Below are 18,599 nucleotides of genomic sequence, written 5' to 3'. Positions count from 1 at the left end.
TAAAATCGAATGAAACGAGGCAACAATGAAACTTTCACGGCGCAAATTCATGCACGGTACAGCCACTATACTGGCGTTTCCTATGATCAACTCAGGTGCATTCAAAGTATTCGCGAATGAAGAAAAAACATACAGTACACGTGCAGTTGATTTGGTGAACAGCACGCAAGTATTCGACATGTTATCTTTGCCTTATTCATTGGGCACATGGATGACAGCCGCATTTAGCGAGAACCCAAAACAACGTGACGGCTTGGAAATCACCAACACACAGCTAAAGCGCATTCTTTCATGTGGTATTGATGTTTTTCATCCCGCCGCTGGTGTTGGTGCCAACGAAGCCGCAACCTTTATCGCACGCACAAACGCTTTAGCAAACGAACATCCGGACCATTTGCGCAGAATTGACTCTATCGAAGACCTGAACATGCTGAAAAAGGGAGAGCGTGTTGGTTACATTGTAGGCATACAAAATGCTGATCATTTTCATACACTAGATGATGTTAACCAATATTACCATTTAGGTCAGCGGGTCAGTCAGCTTACCTACAACAGCCGTAACCTAATTGGCACAGGTTCTACAGATCGCAGTGATGGCGGGCTTAGCGATTTCGGCGTCAACATCATTGAACGCATGAATGAAGTGGGTATGGCAGTTGATGTGTCTCACTGCGGCGACCGCACAACCCTAGATGCTTTCGAGGTATCCGCAAAGCCAGTTCTTATTACACATTCAAACGTCAGAAAGCTGGCTGGCGGGCATGTACGCTGCAAACCTGACGACGCTATTATTGCCATGGCTAAGGCTGGAAGCGTGATGGGTATTACTGGCGTCCGGCAATTTGTCAGCGATAAGGAACCGACCGGTATTGCTCAAGTCATTGATCATGTCGATTATATTGCCAAGCTAGTTGGCATTGAACACGTGGGTGTTGGTTCCGATATGGACCTGGATGGCTATGACGACATTCCTGAACCAGCATATAGTGCCCTTAAAGGAAGCTATAGTTCCAGCTATAAGTTCCGCGGCAAAATTGATGCAGACGATTTCAATCATCCAAAACGAACTTTTGACCTCGTTGACGGACTAATTGATCGCGGGTACACGGATGCACATATTCAGATGGTTTTAGGCGACAATTTCAAGCGCGTGCTTGCTGATATTTGGATTTAGCACTTAAGACTTTCGCACGTAGTATGCGTATAAATAACTGAGGGTAACAGGCGAAGGTCACGCACTGCCTATTACCCTCAGAAAATCAACTATTACTATAGATCGAACCGACCAAGGTTCATCACTTTCGTCCATGCAGCAACAAAATCTTGCACGAATGCTTCGCGAGAGTCTGCAAATGCATAGTATTCTGCAACTGCACGCAACTCAGAGTTAGAACCAAACACAAGATCAACTTCTGTTGCTGTCCACTTAACATCACCAGTGGTACGATCACGTCCTTCGTATACATGTTCAGACGTTCCAGATGCTGTCCACTGCGTAGACAAATCAAGCAAATTAATGAAGAAGTCGTTGCTAAGCGTTCCCGGGCGTTCGGTTAAAACACCATGCTGTGATTGATCAACATTTGCATTTAATGCACGCATACCACCAATCAGCACTGTCATTTCAGCTACATCTAAAGAAAGCAAATCTGCCTTATCAACAAGCAGGTCTGTTAGTGGTCTTTCCAGATCACTGCCAGCATAGTTGCGGAAACCGTCAGCACTTGGTTCTAGAACTTCAAACGATTTCGAATCTGTTTGTTCTGCTGATGCATCCATACGGCCAGGCGTAAACGGTACAGTTACATCATGACCTGCTTTCTCAGCTGCTTGTTCAACAGCCGCTGAACCACCAAGAACGATCAAGTCCGCAAGAGATATACGTTTTCCGCCCTTTGCCGAGCGGTTAAATTCATGCTGAATTCCCTCTAGAACCTTCAGCACTTTATCCAATTCCGCCGGGCTGTTTGCGTTCCAATCTTTTTGCGGTGCTAGACGGACGCGCGCACCATTAGCACCACCACGCTTGTCAGAATCCCGGAAACTAGATGCAGAAGCCCAAGCCGTTCTGATCAATTCAGGCTCCGTTAAACCGGAATTTAAAACTTGTGCTTTTAAACTTTGAACATCTCCATCAGAAACAAGTGGATGATCAACAGCAGGTATTGGATCCTGCCATGCCAGCGCTTCCTCAGGCACCATATCACCTAGATAACGCGCACGTGGGCCCATATCGCGGTGCGTTAACTTAAACCATGCACGTGCAAAGGCCCGCTCGAATTCTTCCGGGTTTTCATGGAATCGTTTTGCAATTTTACGGTATTCCGGATCAAACTTCAGAGACAAATCTGTTGTCAACATGATTGGTGCATGACGTTTCGATGGATCGTGTGCATCAGGAACAAGTTCAGATGCAAACTCTTCCTTGGGAATCCATTGGGTTGCACCTGCTGGACTTTTAGTTTTAACCCACTCAAAACCAAACAGGTTATCCAAAAACTGTGTTGTCCATTCTGCCGGGCTTGATGTCCAAGCGCCTTCTAGCCCACTCGTGATTGTGTCAGCGCCTTTGCCAGTGCCGCAACTATTTTTCCAGCCTAGACCTTGGTCTTCAACACCGCCTGCCGCAGGTTCAACACCGACACACTCTTCAGGCCTTGCTGCACCGTGCGCTTTACCAAACGTGTGACCACCAGCAATCAAGGCAGCCGTTTCTTCATCATTCATTGCCATACGACCAAAAGTTTCACGAATATCTCTTGCAGCAGCAAGTGGGTCAGGATTGCCATTAGGTCCTTCAGGGTTAACATAAATCAACCCCATTTGAACGGCGGCAAGTGGTCGCTCAAGTTTCCGGTCCCCAGTATAACGCTTGTCACCAAGAAACTGTGCTTCCGGTCCCCAGTAAACAAGTTCAGGCTGCCAGTCATCCTCGCGCCCGCCTGCAAAACCAAAGGTCTTAAAGCCCATTGACTCCATTGCAACATTGCCCGTTAACACCATCAAATCAGCCCATGAGACTGAACGACCATACTTCTGCTTGATTGGCCACAACAAACGGCGGGCCTTATCAAGATTTGAATTGTCCGGCCAACTGTTCAGCGGTTCAAAACGTTGCTGACCGCCTGCGGCACCGCCGCGCCCATCGCCCACGCGGTATGTACCCGCACTGTGCCATGCCATGCGGATGAAAAACGGACCATAATGACCATAGTCAGCCGGCCACCAATCTTGCGAAGTGGTCATCACTTCTTCGATTTCTTTTTTAAGCTCTTTCAGGTCCACTTTTTCAAATGCTTCCGCGTAGTTAAAATTGTCACCCATAGGGTTTGATTGCGTAGCATTTTGACGAAGTGATTGAAGATTAACTTGCTCGGGCCACCAAAACTGGTTTGCTTTAGGCGCCCCTTCAGCAGTGGCTGAAGATAACGGCGATAAAGTCATCGCCAGCACGGCAAAGTAAGGTAACGTTTTTCTGAACATAGCAGTTTTCCCTATAATTTGAGTTGAGTTCCGAGCTGCTTGCCACAACGCATTGTCCCTAAATGAGAAACGTGACAAAGATCGCGGAACGGCACATACACCTACTGTTAACTGCTGAAACGATAAGCGCCCGCAAGTAAGTGGTGAAATTGAATTATTTGAGAAGAGTTATCGTTAATTTCGATTTCAAGATATTAATAGAACATCTGTCGTAGATATTCCTGTCCTTTACCTCAGTGAATATCGCTATAGTTATTGCTTATGGTCACACATAATCTAATCGCAGTACGGAGCAATCAAATGACGAATGATCTATATCTTGGCTCACGTAAAACAGAGAGAAAACAGTTCCATGATCGCGCAAGACGAATAGCAAGCATTCTAATTAACAACGGTATCAACGAAGATGACGTTGTCGCTGTTCTACTTCGCAACGATACAGTTTATGTTGAAATGATTGAAGCTTGCCGCCATGTCGGCGCTTATTATGTTACGCTAAACTGGCACGCGTCACCCGCTGAGATCATGGAGATTGTCAATGATTCAGGTGCTAAGTTATTGGTGGGCCATAGTGACCTCACCGCCAAGCTAACCTCACATGCGCCCTGCGAAATACCTATAATGGCGGTCCCAACACCATCAGAAATTCTCAAAGAATATACAGTTGATCCAACGTTAGCTTCTGATCATTCAGACCTTAATGAACTGATATCGTCAACAAATCCAGTTGAGACAGCACCGCTAAGGTTTCGCGGCATGATGTCATACACATCAGGCAGCACGGGGCGGCCCAAAGGGATTAGGCGCGCGTTAGAAGAAAATAAGCCGGACACTTATGAAACATATGCCGGATTGGCTGAAGTTCTTGTTAAATTATCTCCGGGTGCACGTTTCTATACTGCTGCGCCGTTGTATCACAGTGCACCTAACGCTCTCAGCACCATATGTATGGCAACCAACTATACCGAGCTATATATTTCACCTAAGTTTGACCCTGAAACGTTTCTCGCAGATGTCGAGCGCTTCGGTATCACCCACTGCTATATTGTGCCTACTATGATGGTACGACTGCTGAAGTTACCCAAGCCCATTCGCGAAAAATATGACACATCAACTTTACGCTTCGGTCTATCTACGGGTTCGGCGTGGCCGCGTGATGTTAAGCAAGCAATGATTGAATGGTTTGGCCCCATTTTCTACGAGACATACGGCGCAAGCGAAATCGGTTTCATGACATTGGTATCATCCGAAGAATCTATGGAAAAGCCTGAATCGGTTGGAAAGGTTCTACCTGGCGGGTCTATTAAAATCATTGACGACGAAAACAATGAATTATCGGCTGGAGAAGTCGGCTCTATCTTTGTTTACTTGCCGATGTTTGCAGACTTTACCTATTCAAATACAGAAGGTGACCTGAAAGGACAACGTCACGGACAACACGCAACTGTCGGCGATATTGGATATCTGGATGAAGATGGTTACCTTTTCATAACAGACCGAAAAAAAGATATGATTATATCTGGCGGCGCAAACATCTTCCCCGCCGAGATTGAAGCTGCGTTAATTAAGATGCCGGAAGTGCTGGATTGCGCAATTTTTGGAGCCCCGCATCCTGAATTTGGGGAAATGATCGTGGCTGCTGTTCAATGCGTACCAGGAAATAATGTATCACTGGAAAGCATTAAGACCTTTCTGTCTAGCCGTATTGCAAGCTTCAAAATTCCAAGAAAACTTGATATTCATGATAAATTACCAAGAGAAGATAGTGGCAAAATATTCAAGCAGCGACTTAGAGAACCTTATTGGAGCGAAACAGGCCGTCAAGTATAACTCTGGATGGAAAACACTTAACGCTGAGGTCGAAATTTATCTCAGGTGACTTTCTCTCGCTTCATAAAAGCAGGCTCACGCCAAACTTCGCTGCGAAGAATTTCTTCCAGTTTTTTGGTTGCGTTCAGCACATCTTCGTAACCGAGATATAGCGGTGTAAAGCCAAATCGAATGATATCTGGCGCACGAAAGTCGCCAATAATACCCTCAGCAATAAGAGCCTGCATAACGGCATACCCATCCGGGCAACGAAACGACACTTGACTGCCCCTGCTATCTGCATCACGCGGGCTAGCTAAGGTCAATCCAAACTGTGTGCAACGGCTCTCTACTTCGGCAATAAATAGCTCGGACAAAGCAACCGACTTCATTCGGACTTCTGACATGTCAACATCAACCCAAACATCAAGCGCGGCATCAAGTGCAGACAGCGCAATTACAGGCGGTGTGCCAACATTCATGCGTTTTATACCTTCAGCAGGCTGATATCCAAGTTCGAAAGCAAATGGTGCTTTGTGACCAATCCAGCCACTCAAGATTGGTTTGATATTATCCTGATGGCGCGGCGCGACATAGATGAATGCCGGAGCACCCGGACCACCATTGAAATATTTGTATGTACAGCCCACTGCCAAATCCACATTGCAGCTTGTAAGGTCAACTTCAAAAGCGCCTGCAGAATGTGCCAAATCCCATACGGTGATTGCTCCCACCGCGTGCGCGCGTTCCGTAAGTTGCTTCATATTATGTCGACGGCCAGTTCTATAATCCACCTGCGTTATCATCATAACAGCAATAGTTTCATCCAATGCCTCATAGACATCTTGCGGATTTACAATCCTGACCTCATGTCCTTTATCTACCAGGTCAGCGATACCTTGAGCCATATAGATGTCCGTTGGAAAATTGCCGTTATCCGTCAAGATCACCTTGCGCTCAGGATTGAGTGCCATCGCCGCTGAAACAGCTTTGGCAACATTGAGAGACGTTGTGTCGACAGAAACAACTGTACCTTCTTCCGCGCCTATAAGCTTGGCAATTTTTGCGCCTACCTTTTCTGGCAAATCCATCCAGCTGTGGCTGTTCCACGCACGGATCAGACTATTCCCCCATTCATTTTCAACGGTTTCAGCAACGCGGTCCTTAACGGAAACAGGTAATAACCCTAGTGAATTACCATCCAGATATATAACCCCTTCTGGTACATGGAACTCAGCACGTTTACAGCGCAAAGGGTCAGCAGCATCCATTGCTTTTGCGTCATCATTTGTCATTTCACTAGGCATGGTGCATTCTCTTATATCAATAGGGCTATGTAGCCATTTAAGCCGTAAACTTAATTTAAGTTTGCACACGAATACATTAGTGTCGTCAATAGATATTCGATGTGATCAGGAATGAAGAGAAACCATATGCTGTTCGATATTGTTGATTGGGATGATGCCTATTCAAATGCCAAATATATTCAAGGTTCTGACACCATCGTGAGTGAATGGAACAGCGCTGCCCAAGCTTTCCGTGAACAAGCTAAATCTAATTTGAATGTCGAATACGGTGATAGAGAAAGAGAAAAATTTGACCTTTTTCTACCCAAAGAAGAACCATTAGGCCTTGTTGTGTTTATACATGGCGGCTACTGGCTTGATTTTGACAAATCCTCTTGGTCACACCTCGCAAATGGTTCTGTTAAAAATGGATGGGCTGTTTGCATGCCTTCATACGACTTGTGCCCCAACATCAGAATTGCAGGTATCACCAAACAAATTGGTGCTGCAATTAATACGGCAAGCGAGATGGTCAAAGGACCAATCAATATCACGGGTCATTCAGCTGGCGGGCACCTTGCAGTCAGAATGGGGTGTATATCATCTCCGCTGCGCAGCAACACAGTAAGCCGCGTGAAAAATATTGTTGGAATAAGCGGTCTTTACGACCTCAACCCGCTTATGGCCACCAGCATGAACAAAACACTCCGCATCGACGAAGCTGAAGCTGCAAGCGAGAGTCCTGTGTTACTGGAACCTGCAAAAGCAATTAATTTCACAAGCTGGGTGGGATCTGATGAGAGACCCGAGTTCCTGAGGCAAAGCAAACTTTTGCAAACATCATGGTACAAAAAGAATGTATCTGTAGATTATGTTCAAGCGCCAGCAAAGCATCATTTCAACGTTATCGCACCATTGGCTGATGGAAACAGCGAACTGGTAAAATCACTATTGGAATAGCTAACCTATTTATTCTTGAGGCCAGTGTCGCGGGTAAATGGATTAAAACAGATTGTAGTAGTCGTTTCCTTAACGCCTGGTATCTTCTGCAAGCCTTCACAAATTTCGCGGCCAATGTCTGCATCATCATCAAAGCGTACGAGTGCAAACAAGTCATATTCGCCCGATACAGAATAGACAGTAGGACATAGATCTGTTTCCACTATTTCAGCAGCCACATCATAGGTTTTGCCAAGTTCACACTTAATAAAAACAAGAACATTTCTCACTGTCTTCTCCGTAAATAAGAACGCTATCCATCAGCATTATCTATAGACATACTGCTCAGGTTACACCTTACTTCAGCTCACATAACTTTGCCATTATGAAAGTAAACAAAGCACACATATGGAAGATTAGCCGCTACGTTATTTTGGCATCGTAACAATTTCACGCCGTTCAGCGCTCGCTTCTACGTCTGCATGATAAAACAGGATATCACGAAGCATGCTCAAATTAAGCGTGTCTTCAATATCCGATACATGCAAAACATCATCTCGCCGGATACCGGACTTGCCTTTTTGATGGCTTAGACTTTTTAAAACTATGCCGCCAAATTTCTCCGGGCCATCTGATTTCAGCACGGCGCTGCACAGGCAGATAAACCGCGGTATATAGAGTGCCGAAGCCTTTTGAAAAATTTGTTGAGTAAAGAGGAGGCTTTAAAAAGGCTTTAATGAATTTTTCCGCGGGCTCATCGTGAGCTGTTAAGCGCTGGAGCAGGAAACGCTCGCGTTCAACCGTAGCCGTTGCAAGGGCATGTCCATGCCATTCCACGTGTTCCTGATGGTTCGTCGCAACACGCGTATCTTTCACAATCACTTCTTTGTCCGGAGACAAATAAACGGTTGCATACTGACCTGTTTGATCGACAATTGTGATATTGTAAGCCATATGACAGGGCACACGTTTGAGGACATCGGTTGCCTCTTTAACGGTTTCACAGAATTCAAGAATATACCGCAAAATTAACGGTATACCGAAACCATCGCCAACGACACGTCGCCCGCCAAACGTTAAAGACACAACAAGACCGGCATCATTCATGCCATCAACAACACCCCACATACCATCAGATGTGGCGATCACACGTTTGCCATTCCACCGCGTATCAAGAACTATGCCGTCCGATAGTTCTGGCGCATAATCATAATTGCGTACAAGCATCGGGTATTCACCGAGCCAAATAGCTTGCGAACAGCCAGACAAATACAGAGGCGGCCGATAAAAACTGAGAAAACGCGCCGCAAGATCACCGCCACCAGCTAATTCACACAAACGTTCATAAGTGGGCAGAAGTTCCGGCATATGGGCTTTCAAAGCACGCAATCCCGCCAAATACGTTTGACGAGCAGCGATTCCTTCACTCAGAAACCATTTCCGGTAAGCAGGCCATAAGCGCAAAAAATGGCTTTGCCAAAGATCGCCAGCCTGGGCCTCAACGACCTTTTCAAAGATTACGTCCATTATATCCACATAGTGCGCATTAACGGCTGTCGTATTAATATAAAACAGCCGTCAGGGCATCACATAATTTTAAACGCCGGTTCATTCACAGCAACTGTTTCTGTAGCTTGAAGCGGATCAGCTTTAAACTGCGCCTTGATACCATCGATCCATTGTTTCGAACGATTGCGCAATCGGAAACCTTTGCCCATTGCACGTCCACGTGTAACCAAAATACCCAAGTCAGCGCCCTCGTATCTATAGTCGCCCGGTTTAAGAATACGCAGGAAAAACGCCTCACTGTCGCTTGCAACTGCCCTTCTGTGATAATCAAAGCGATCAAACTCAACTGACCCATCCGGTGACATACGCCAAATACCAGTTTCCGGCGCTTCCCTAAGCAGGTCTACAGTATCATCCGTGTGCTTAATCACCATTTGGCACCAATCATCAATGTTATCAGCATTCGACCAACGCTCATTTAATTTATCTACATCAAGTTCGAACGGCACGCCTGAAAACTCAAGTAAGTGGAAAAGGAATAGAGGCGCATCAGCATGTGCAAAGGCGGCATGATTTGTCATAGAGCTTGCGCCAGTGATCCTTGGATTACACTCACCTAGATACACTTCGCCGTCATCAATATCGATGAGGTAGTCGATCTCAAAATATCCGCGATAACCCTCCTTAACAAGCTGGTCACCAAACTGTTGCGTATACTCTCTGGTTTTCTGGCGTGTGGCTTCATCAAATGCATCAGGAAATATTTCGTTACCACACCAACCACCACGGTACGGCGTTAATTGCTTGAACCCAACAAGCTCTGTCATAAGCGGGCCAACCACTGTACCTTTTTTGGTCGCACATGCCTCAACAGCCGCACCACGATTGCGGATACGTTTCATTATTTTGATTTCGCCCTGTCCAACAATTTCCTGCTTATGCCGGTTGAAATCTGCCTCATCTTTTATGAAGAAAGTTGTATGGCCACTGTCACCAAATGCGGATTGAAGAACAAGATCATTGCCCAAGCTTTTGGCAACTTCGCACAAGTGTTTCCAATTTTTAACCTTGCTTAAGATATTTGGCACACTTGGCACACCAGCAGCATTACCAATGCGCACTGTTTCAATTTTGTGATCAACCTTTTCGCGCAGAGATGCCTTTGGGAACCAGACATCTACGCCTAGTTCCTTACATATCTTTTCGACACGCTTGTCGAACATAAGAAAAACAACTTTCGGTCGACGACCACTGGACTTCAGTAGGTCTACAACCTCCTTATGCTCAAGCAGATATGCATTAATGTCTTCAATACTTTCAAACTCGGGATGCTCAGTTTCTGTGGGCACAAACACGTTTGGATGCCGTCCATCAAAGCAATCAATATAACTAATGAACTTGAAGTTACGGCACCATTCATCAATACCTAACAAGTTAAAATTTGTTGCACTGATGAAGAATATAGGTTGCTCATTACGGTGAAAGAAACGACGAATATCTGACATCGTATCGAGTGTATTTATCGTCTTTTTTTTCCGCTTAGGCATGGCAACAGTCTTCCCCTTGGCTGTCTTACTCATGAGCTAGTTCCCCTTTCGCTTACTTGTTTCTTTCTCGAGAGCTTCAGGTGTAAACATTCTCAGACCCAGCTCTGGACGATATCCATGTATTTCCTCTACATCCAATTTCCTCAAAAACAGAATAATATCGGATGTAACAACTTGACCTGGCACCAATATTGGAAACCCTGGCGGATACGGTATGACAAAAGAAGATGACACAAATTCGCGACCTTCTTTGAAGCCGTCGTCAAGCGCACTATCATTTAGTCCGATGTACTCACAATTATCAGCATCATAAGCCAAGAAAAACGCTGACCGCGAATCTCCTTCAGCCACGGCGCCTGTGACATCTTCTCGAAATGCATCATGAAATCTGGAAAAGTCTGGCAAAGGTGGTAAGTCTTCCACAATTGATTTCACATTCGCATCATGAATTTTCTTTTCGGATGGACTCAGGTCTTCCATTCGCATTTCTATTTCTGTTGCAATTTTGACCAAAACTTCAATGAGATAAGCAATTGAACTGCGTGTTGTGCCAATATTTGTCATGAACAAAACAGAATTACGGGACGTTTTGTTCACCTGAATACCATACTTATCCATCAACACCTTGGTCTTGAAGGTATTGCCATCCATACCAGTCTTGCCGACAAAAAGCGTAACTCGTGTGGCATCAAGGCAAAATTCATCGCCTTCCCAAGCGCTCCAGATGTCATTCCAGCCATGCTCGGGCTCATAGTAGCTTTCAATACCGCTTTGGCGGTATTGCTCAGGCACCATATTGCCAACAGACAAAACACGAAAATATTTAGAAAGCATCGGATGGGTTCGTATCGCTTGACGCAACACCATAGCCATTTCGACCTGCTTTTGTACAAACTCAAATGCTTCAAGTTCGACCTGTCTACGCCCTACATCCAGTGATGCTAAAATCTGGTAGTTCGGTGAGGTCGAAGTGTGCGTCATAAAGGCTTCGTGGAATGGTTCTTCCACCTTTGATTTATAATCCTGATCATAGATGTGGATCATGGAACCCTGACGCAGTGCAGTTAATGTTTTATGCGTCGATTGAGTGGCATATACTCGAACACGGGCTTTATCCGGATCAGGATACAAACGCATATCCAGTAAACTCCCAATATCATTTTCATCGAGAGCCTTTATGGTATCCTGATGTGCTGCATATTCCTTGCGGTATTTTTCAGATTTAAAGCGTCTGCGCAAACTACCTGCAGAGTACATTGCCGTGCGCTGACGGTACGTAGGATCAAATCTTGCAAAACCAAACCAGGCTTCATCCCACAAAAATACGAGGTCAGGTTTGATCGCCAAACATTCTTCCATAACGCGCTGTACATTATAGACAATACCGTCAAATGTGCAGTTGGTAAGAAGCAACATTTTAACGCGGTCAAGCTTGCCTTCCTTCTTGAGTAACAACAATCTTTCTTTAATTTCCCTGAGCGGTACAGCACCGTACATAGAATATTCACTCAGCGGATAGCTATCCAGATAAACAACACTGGCGCCAGATAACACCATCCCGTAGTGGTGTGATTTGTGACAATCCCTATCAACAAGAACAATGTCGCCGCTTTTCACTAACGCTTGCACAACAATCTTATTACAGGTCGATGTACCATTGGTTGCAAAGAAGGTATATTTAGCGCCAAATGCTCTTGCGGCCAAATCTTGAGATCGTTTTATTGGACCACTGGGTTCCAACAAGGAATCGAGACCACCAGACGTTGAAGATGTTTCGGCAAGAAATATATTCAGGCCGTAAAACTCTCCCATATCCTGAATCCAGTGAGATTTAATGATCGACTTACCACGCGATATGGGAAGAGCGTGAAAAACCCCTGTAGGTTTGGCTGAATAATTCTTGAGCGCAGTAAAAAACGGCGTTTGATATCTTTCTTCAACACCGCGCAGGATGTTGAGATGTAGTTCAAAAAAATCTTCACTGCCATAAAATACGCGGCGACACGTCTGACCCACTGAGCCGCCCATGTCTTCCACAGATTGGTCGGTAACAAGAAACAAATCAAGCTCAGGGCGAATATGTGCAATTGTATCTGCTAAAATTCTTCCATAATCGCTTTCGTAGGCGTCTTCAATTTCGTCCGAACGCACGTGGTCAACATATTTGTTGAGTATTGGCATATCATTGTCTGAATATAGGTCGAAACCAAACCTGATAATGACGGACTGAATATTATGATTGAGTGATACCGCTATAAGAGCATCATCAAAGTTGGATACAAAAACCGGTGAATATGTGAATGGGTCTTCATCTCGCCGCATCGACACAAGCGTAGCACGCTGACTGCATCTTTTATCTTTACTTAATGCATCAACGATTAACACTTCAAAGTATGGTCGTGAACGCGCCCGGTCAAAACTGCTGTGTACAAGAGGATCGTCCGCGGTACTTTCTTTGACCTCCTCATCAGCAAGAGATTCAAGGTCGATATGTTTACGCCGATATTCGTCGCTTATTAATGCTGTTGCAATGCGCGTTGCTTTACGTGAGAGGGTAACAAAATCGCCAGTTTCTTCGCATTTTATAAGCGCGCGAATTATGCGAGGCCCAGGGAAAGCCCAATATGTTTCTACTGGCTCAAGGTATTGCATAAGAGCCCGCGCTTTTTCGCGCAACTTCGTTTTATCAGCCGCTTCAGTTGCTTTGACTAATTGCTGGGCCGTTGATTTTAATTTGTTCCAAGTGTCATTTCGGAATTGGGAGGCATTGTAGTATTTATTGATTAGCTTTCGTTCTTTTTTATCATTCCCCGATGAAGCCATATCCACGTTTCCCCTCGTTTATTCATTAGTCCCTTTTTATCCTAACACCATATTTTATCGAATAGCCAAGCTAAACCGTTCAATAATAATGAATTACTCTACTACTGGCGTTTTCTTCTGAACATGAATATTGCGTTGAGGCATGTTTAATGCACCCAAGCTGTCATGATACGAATGGTCAAATGCCGCATTGTCGTAAACATTGAAATCCACTTTACGGTCTCTGAAGCTCTTTAAAACCTGACCTAAGCCATTTTGGCCCTGAGCACGTTGACGACGCACAGCATCCAGATCAATTTCGATTGGAATAATTTCTTCATTACCCCGTGCTTCATAGAGCATGTCGCCGCCCGGCCCAACGATACAAGAGCGCCCAATACCGCCGGCCCCGATACCATTGATATCTACAACATAACACTGGAACTGGGCCGCTGTTGAACGCGCAATCGCCAACTCAACATCACGGTCCGTAGTACCGGTTAGCACGGGATGAATAAGGACTTCAGCACCCATAGCACTAAGTGTACGCGTAGTTTCAGGAAACCAAATATCGTAACAAATCGAGAGGCCAAAACGCCCTATTTCAGGTACATCAAAAACCAGAAAATTATCACCGCCCGTAACGCCAACTTCATATGGCATAAAAGGAAACATCTTGTCATAACGCCCGACGATGTTACCTGCAGGGTCAATAACAACCGATGTATTGAACACGCCTGTTTCACGGTGTTCAAACATTGATCCCGGCACCAGCCAAACCTTGAGACGTGCTGCCAGTTCCTGAAAGCGCTTGATTGTCTCATCCAATGATTTTGGATGTTGGCCAATCAGCGGCCCGAAAGGAGACAACTCACTGAAAACCAGCATATCCACCCATGGAAAGCGCGTTAACGCTAGCTCGGCACGCTGCTGCATAGCAGCAACATTTTCTTCCGTTGCCGATACGTACATTTGTATGCCTGCGATGGAAAATGGTCTCATTCAGCAGAACCTTTCAAGAAATTTACTCATACTATTTACTATGAAAAAGGGGTGTTACAGCACCCCTTTTCAATCTTTCAGCAACATCATGCCGCTTGAGAGCGTTCCGCACACTGCATTAATGACGTTTCAAGAAGGGACAATCCTTCTTCCAGAAGGTCTTTAGAGGCAGTCAATGGCAGCAAAATACGAACCGTATTTCCGAATGCCCCACAAGAAAGCAGAATGAGCCCATTAGCAAGTGCCTTAGTACATAATAGCTTTGTCATATCTGCATCAGGTTCAGAATCATCAGGCCCTGTCATTAACTCAAAAGCAACCATAGCACCCAAACGTCTTACATCGCCAATAGCAGGCATATCAGTACGGGCTTTAAATTGATTGATGCGTTCAACCATCTCTGCACCCTGTTGTTCCGCCTTTTCATTGAGTTTCTCTTCCTCAATAACATCAAGCACGGCGAGTGCAGCAACACAGCCAATAGGGCTTCCGCCAAATGTACCGCCCAAGCCACCTGGTTGCGGCGCATCCATAATATGCGCTTTGCCAATCACACCGGACAGCGGAAAACCACCCGACAAGCTTTTGGCAATTGTTATCATATCAGGTTCAATACCTGCATGTTCGACAGCAAATGTACGGCCCGTGCGCGCAAAGCCTGTTTGAATTTCATCTGCGATTAACAAAATTCCATGTTCATCGCACAAAGCCCTTAACGCTTGCATAAAAGACGGCGAAGCGATGTAAAACCCACCCTCTCCCTGAACAGGCTCAATGATAATAGCAGCCACAGTTTCGGGAGCAATATCGGCTTTGAAAAGCTTATGAATTGCTTTGAGCGAATCTTCTTCGCTTACACCATGGTTCACCATTGGATAAGGAGCATGAAAGATTTCAGCAGGAAACGGTCCAAAGCCAACCTTATAAGGCGCAACCTTTCCTGTGAGCCCCATTGTGTAATGAGTGCGCCCATGGAAACCACCGGAAAACGCAATCACACCTGACCGGCCCGTATGAGCACGCGCAACCTTAATGGCATTTTCAACAGCTTCTGCACCTGTTGTCAGAAACACTGTTTTCTTAGGCGTTGACCCTGGCGCAAGGTCATTGAGGCGTTCTGCAAGAGCCACATATGGTTCATATGGGATAACTTGATACGCTGTATGCGTATAACGCTCCATCTGCTCCTGAACACGCTGGATTACTTTTGGGTGTCGATGGCCAGTATTAAGAACAGCAATCCCGCCGGCAAAATCAATATAACGATTACCTTCAACATCCCACAATTCAGCATTTTCTGCGCGATCGGCAAACACATTGGTTGCGGTCGCTACACCACGCGGCACGGCGTTATCACGCCGCGCCTGAAGAGATTTATTATTCATATATTTGCTCCATACTCATATGGCTGAGGCACATTCACTGTAGCGTTGTATGTGCTTCAATTGTGTTTGCGGTATACGTTGCGTCAGTAGCGATTGCTTCACTAATATCTACAAGCTTGACTGCTTCGTCCGCATTATCAGGACTCAAAACTTCTAAAGATTCTTCTTCTACAGCGTCGACTGGAGTGCCGTATAAGGTATTGAAGCGTGCTTCTAGTTCCGCAGCGGAAACCTCTTCCACTTTTTTGGCAATTGTCCAGACATGGCCATATGGGTCGATCAACTTGCCTGTACGCTCGCCCCAGTAAGCATCTTCAAGGGGTAGAAGCACAACTGAAAGAGCTGCAACAGCGCGCTCCCATGTTGCGTCAACATCCTCAACATACACTTGCAAGGCGCTAGCAGTGCCGCCAATTGATGTTGGTGAAACAATGCCATAAAGCGGCATTTCATCACTGATATGAATAATAGAGTCACCGACTTTTAGAGCCGCTGTCAAAATCGTTATACCATCCATGCCATAAGTACGGCTAAGTTCCGTTGCGCCGAAAACATCCGCATAGAATGCAATTGCGTTTGCAGCATCACGCACAATTAGTGACGGTGTTACTGAATTATAACCTTTTGGCATATAGTCCGACGCTTTTGATGAGGCCACTGCTTTTGCTGCTGCTTTTCTCTTTGACTTTGCTGCCGCAGCTTTCACGGTTTTAACTGGCTTTGTAGCTTTCGGCTTCGCTGGTGTTTTTACGCCTGCTTTTGCCTGTGTTTTTATTTGAGGTTGCTTTTTAGCTTTTGTCTGGCTAGTTGAAGCAGCTTTTTGAGCCACCTTTTTAGCGCGAGGTTTTGTTGTTACTGTTGCTTTTGCCTTTTCGGCAGATACCTTTGGGGAGGCTGAAGTAGGACGTGTCATTGCAAGCAGTTCCTTTTTGCTGATAAATGCGGTCTGACGACGATTAAAACTAAATTTCATATAGATTTAAATTTGAGGCAATGTCAACACCATGGATCAAGATGTAGCTTTAGGCGTTACCATGACAATCACACAATCAGATCTGGCAAGCCTTAGGGAGGCAGGAAGATTAGGTGACTTTCCAGTGGTTTACCGCGTTAATCGTCAACAAAAAGGCGGCGGATACGGTGACCAAACCAAGCATCCATTTGCTTGGGGAATATTGGTTTATGTTGATGGTCAGTTAGCGCGCATCAATAGCGCTCGTGGATTTGGCCGTGAATGGAACGACTTGGATCGTGCCGAAAAATGGATCCGTACACATGGTTTCTGGTATTGGTGGACACGAAATGATTTGGAAGTAACTGGAACTGGCGAAAGCGAACCTGATGAGTCGCTAGATGAAACAGAACAAATTCCAGCATGGCCTCAACCTAATGCTATATAAAGACCTATGCTCAACAAAAGTGCTGGGATCTTATTAGAAAGCTACAGGTACACGAGGATCAATTTTCAAGCGCAACACGGTACGGTGCAGTTGTGTTCTCAGCAATTTTCTCCAATGAAACCTCTGGCAACAACTTAACCAGGACCATGCCATCTGCATCAAATCGGAATACAGCCATATCTGTAATAAGCACATCAACCACATTTCGTGCAGTTATCGGCAAATCGCAACTTTCAACCACTTTAGAGCTCCCGTCCCGAGCGCAATGAGTCATAGTTATAATTAACTTACGAGCACCGGAAGCCAAATCCATAGCGCCGCCAACACCTAAAAGGGGCCGTCCCGGCACAGCCCAGTTTGCCAGATTTCCATCCGCGTCGACTTGTAGCCCCCCCATTATTGCAACATCAACATGCCCGCCCCTGATCATGCCAAATGACGCTGCACTATCAAAGTAACTGGACCCTTGCAAAGCCGTGACAGGAATTTTGCCTGCATTAACCGGATAATCCATAGCGCCGCCACTTTCCGGTTCAGGACCAACTCCCAGCATGCCATTTTCAGAGTGTAAAATAATGCCATCATCAGGCCCTATATAATCAGCGACCAATGTCGGAATGCCTATACCCAAATTAACAATATCACCGCAATTTAACTCTGCTAATGCTGCCCGCGCCATATTTTCACGAGCCGGATCAACTTTCTTCGCACTGGCGGATATAGAGGCCGATGACCCTAAATCATCAAGCGTCACCTTCGCTTGTATCAAATAATCAACAAAACAGCCCGGTGTATGCACCTGATCCGGGTCTATTTCGCCTACAGGAACAATTTCTTCCACTTCTACAATAACAGTATCAGCTGCAGTTGCTGCGGCCGCGTTAAAGTTACGCTCGGTCAGGCGGTATTGCAGATTGCCCGCCGTGTCTGCACGCCATGCACGCACAAGTGCCACATCACCGTGTATAGGCTCGATAAAAACCATACGCTTACCATTGATCTCTCGAACCTCACATCCCTCGGAAAGAGCTGTATCAGCCGCCGTCGGCGTAAAGAAGCCACCGATACCAGCACCACCAGCACGGATAGCTTCTGCCAACGTGCCTTGCGGCAAAAGTGTTACGTCCATATCGCCTGATTGAGCCGCTTCCACAGCTTCCTTGTTACTGGTAAAATAAGAACCGACAGCGCTCTTAATCTGCTTGTTACGCAACAAACGACCACCACCCAAACCCGGCTCTCCGATGTTGTTACCAACGAAGGTTAAACCATCCACATCATGATTGGCGAGCGCATGCAGAAGATGCACCGGCGCACCCGTCATGCCAAAGCCGCCAACAATCAAGGTGTTTCCTGATTGTACTTTTTCAGCGGCTTGTTCGCACGTTATAATAGGGACAGTTTTCATTTTTGATCTCAAATAAATATAAGGCAGAT

General features: G+C 45.7%; 14 protein-coding genes. 4 read left to right on the top strand and 10 right to left on the bottom strand.

Features of this window, described 5'->3' with window-relative positions; all coding sequences use genetic code 11:
- Positions 1 to 25: 25 nt before the first annotated feature.
- Positions 26 to 1,174 (top strand): dipeptidase, encoded by a 1,149-nt coding sequence (locus tag OEU88_RS13310; protein WP_262695690.1) that lies wholly within the window; start codon positions 26 to 28, stop codon positions 1,172 to 1,174.
- Between the two features lie 95 nt (positions 1,175 to 1,269).
- On the opposite strand, the gene katG is transcribed toward OEU88_RS13310, so the two are convergent.
- Positions 1,270 to 3,483: a catalase/peroxidase HPI gene (katG, locus tag OEU88_RS13305; protein WP_262695689.1), complete on the bottom strand. Its 2,214-nt coding sequence runs from the start codon at positions 3,481 to 3,483 to the stop codon at positions 1,270 to 1,272.
- A gap of 300 nt (positions 3,484 to 3,783) precedes the next feature.
- Between katG and OEU88_RS13300 the strand changes: the two genes are divergently transcribed.
- Positions 3,784 to 5,313 (top strand): AMP-binding protein, encoded by a 1,530-nt coding sequence (locus tag OEU88_RS13300; RefSeq protein ID WP_262695688.1) that lies wholly within the window; start codon positions 3,784 to 3,786, stop codon positions 5,311 to 5,313.
- 41 nt (positions 5,314 to 5,354) lie between these two features.
- Here the strand turns inward: OEU88_RS13300 and kynU are convergent, their stop codons facing one another.
- Entirely contained in the window at positions 5,355 to 6,563 is a 1,209-nt protein-coding gene (gene kynU, locus OEU88_RS13295; protein ID WP_394805272.1) for a kynureninase, read from the bottom strand.
- A gap of 162 nt (positions 6,564 to 6,725) precedes the next feature.
- On the opposite strand from kynU, the gene OEU88_RS13290 reads away from it, so the two are divergent.
- A complete protein-coding gene (locus tag OEU88_RS13290) occupies positions 6,726 to 7,538 on the top strand; it encodes an alpha/beta hydrolase (RefSeq protein WP_262695685.1) in 813 nt (270 codons plus the stop codon).
- Between the two features lie 5 nt (positions 7,539 to 7,543).
- Here the strand turns inward: OEU88_RS13290 and OEU88_RS13285 are convergent, their stop codons facing one another.
- From OEU88_RS13285 to OEU88_RS13255, 7 genes are all read right to left on the bottom strand, one after another.
- Positions 7,544 to 7,807, bottom strand: coding sequence for an Lrp/AsnC ligand binding domain-containing protein (locus OEU88_RS13285; protein ID WP_262695684.1), 264 nt, complete (start codon positions 7,805 to 7,807; stop codon positions 7,544 to 7,546).
- A 262-nt stretch (positions 7,808 to 8,069) separates the two neighbouring features.
- Positions 8,070 to 9,044, bottom strand: a complete 975-nt coding sequence (locus OEU88_RS13280) for a C45 family autoproteolytic acyltransferase/hydolase (protein WP_262695683.1) — start codon at positions 9,042 to 9,044, stop codon at positions 8,070 to 8,072.
- A gap of 59 nt (positions 9,045 to 9,103) precedes the next feature.
- Positions 9,104 to 10,573 carry a biotin carboxylase gene (locus OEU88_RS13275; protein WP_394805271.1) on the bottom strand — a complete coding sequence of 490 codons (1,470 nt, stop codon included), beginning with the start codon at positions 10,571 to 10,573 and terminating at the stop codon, positions 9,104 to 9,106.
- Between the two features lie 36 nt (positions 10,574 to 10,609).
- The gene (locus tag OEU88_RS13270; RefSeq protein WP_262695681.1) at positions 10,610 to 13,396 is read right to left on the bottom strand and encodes an aminotransferase class I/II-fold pyridoxal phosphate-dependent enzyme; all 2,787 of its coding nucleotides are present in this window, start codon (positions 13,394 to 13,396) and stop codon (positions 10,610 to 10,612) included.
- A gap of 93 nt (positions 13,397 to 13,489) precedes the next feature.
- Positions 13,490 to 14,377 (bottom strand): carbon-nitrogen hydrolase family protein, encoded by an 888-nt coding sequence (locus OEU88_RS13265; RefSeq protein WP_262695680.1) that lies wholly within the window; start codon positions 14,375 to 14,377, stop codon positions 13,490 to 13,492.
- Positions 14,378 to 14,463: 86 nt separating this feature from the next.
- Positions 14,464 to 15,762: a 4-aminobutyrate--2-oxoglutarate transaminase gene (gabT, locus tag OEU88_RS13260; RefSeq protein ID WP_262695679.1), complete on the bottom strand. Its 1,299-nt coding sequence runs from the start codon at positions 15,760 to 15,762 to the stop codon at positions 14,464 to 14,466.
- Positions 15,763 to 15,796: 34 nt separating this feature from the next.
- The gene (locus OEU88_RS13255) at positions 15,797 to 16,675 is read right to left on the bottom strand and encodes a VOC family protein (protein WP_262695678.1); all 879 of its coding nucleotides are present in this window, start codon (positions 16,673 to 16,675) and stop codon (positions 15,797 to 15,799) included.
- 121 nt (positions 16,676 to 16,796) lie between these two features.
- On the opposite strand from OEU88_RS13255, the gene OEU88_RS13250 reads away from it, so the two are divergent.
- A complete protein-coding gene (locus OEU88_RS13250) occupies positions 16,797 to 17,162 on the top strand; it encodes a hypothetical protein (protein ID WP_262695677.1) in 366 nt (121 codons plus the stop codon).
- A 58-nt stretch (positions 17,163 to 17,220) separates the two neighbouring features.
- On the opposite strand, the gene OEU88_RS13245 is transcribed toward OEU88_RS13250, so the two are convergent.
- The gene (locus OEU88_RS13245) at positions 17,221 to 18,570 is read right to left on the bottom strand and encodes a 3-oxoacid CoA-transferase (protein WP_262695676.1); all 1,350 of its coding nucleotides are present in this window, start codon (positions 18,568 to 18,570) and stop codon (positions 17,221 to 17,223) included.
- Positions 18,571 to 18,599: the final 29 nt, after the last annotated feature.

Source organism: Kordiimonas aquimaris (assembly GCF_025574485.1).
Taxonomy (GTDB): Bacteria; Pseudomonadota; Alphaproteobacteria; order Sphingomonadales; family Kordiimonadaceae; genus Kordiimonas; species Kordiimonas aquimaris.
The sequence above is the reverse complement of the archived record's forward strand: the minus strand, read 5'-3'. Positions and strand labels throughout refer to the sequence as shown.